Source organism: Streptomyces griseorubiginosus, assembly GCF_017614965.1.
GTDB lineage: Bacteria > Actinomycetota > Actinomycetes > Streptomycetales > Streptomycetaceae > Streptomyces > Streptomyces griseorubiginosus_B.
Window position 1 is genome coordinate 1 of the sequence record NZ_WVUG01000656.1, and the last position, 1240, is coordinate 1240.

Annotated in this window: 1 protein-coding gene and 1 pseudogene; both read left to right on the forward strand. The window is 73.9% G+C overall.

The window, feature by feature from the left end; translation table 11 throughout:
* A pseudogene (locus tag GRC12_RS44535) lies at positions 1-583 on the forward strand (SAM-dependent methyltransferase); the annotation flags it as partial.
* Positions 584-714: 131 nt separating this feature from the next.
* The coding region (locus GRC12_RS44540) for a hypothetical protein (RefSeq protein ID WP_208786110.1) at positions 715-1240 on the forward strand (526 nt) is incomplete at its 3' end.

Sequence of the window (1240 nt, forward strand, 5' to 3'; positions counted from 1 at the left end):
CGCCGACCCCGCGCCGCCCGCGCCCCGCTGGCCCTTCACCACCGTCGGCGAACTCGCGCGCGGGGGAGCCCTGGTGCTGCGCACCGGCGGGAACGGCGGCCACGCGCGCGTGCCCGTGCTCACCGACCACGACGTCCTCGCCGGCACCGGGCCGTCCGGGTCGCTGCCCGAGAGCGACGAGGAGGCGGTGCTGACCGAGCCGGGCGACGTGGTCGTGCCGGTGCTCGGCGGGGGCGCGGTGGCGCGCGTGATCGACGACGCCACGCGGGGCGCCGCCCTGGGGCGCAACCTCGTGCTCCTGCGCCCCGATCCCACGGCGCTCGACCCCTGGTTCCTCGCCGGGTTCCTGCGCGGCACCGCCAACAACCGCCAGGCCAGCAGCTACGCGTCCACGGCCACGCGTCTGGATGTGCGCCGGCTCCAGCTGCCCCGGCTCGCGCTCGACGAACAACGGCGTTACGGCGCGCGTTTCCGCGCACTAGACGAGTTCGAGCGGGCGCTCAGGCGCGCGAACCGGCTCGGCGACCAGCTCGTGCGCGGGATGTACGACGGGCTGACGGACGGGACGGTGGCGCCCGGCTGAGGTCACGCGCCACCACCGGGATCGGATCGGCACGACAACGGTTCGGTACAAGCCGGACCCGTTGTCCTTGTCGGCCTATACGCTCGGACTCGGCACCCACGTCCGTCCCCATCAGGCCTACAGGAGCAGCCATGCAAGGCCACGGCTACGCGCCGCCACCGCCGAAGCGACCCTCGACCGGGGTGCTGGTCGTGCTGCGCGTGATCTTCGTGGCCGTGCCGATCCTCAGCATCGGCTTCCTGGCGTGGGTGGCGACGCTGCGCGCGGCGATCGTGACCCGCAGGGCCGTCGACTGGTGGGTCTTCGCCGCCTCCGTGGTGGTCCTCGGCATCAGCTTCGCCTTCCTCAGCACCGACCACACCGACGACTTCAGCACGCCGAACGGCAACACGGGCATGATCATCCTGCTGCTGAACGCCGTGGCCTGCGTCGGCTACTTCCTCTACGCGGACATACGCCACCACAGCCGGCTCCACCAAGTCGGCGCGGGGCAGCCGCCGATGGCGCCGGGCTACGGATACCCGCAGCCCGCCTCGCCGTTCACCGCGGCGACGGTGCCGAGCACTCCGCAACCCCCGTACGCCGCGCCCCCGATGCCGCACACGCCCGCGCCGCACACGCCCGCGCCGCACACGCCCGCTGCGCACGCCCCCGTGC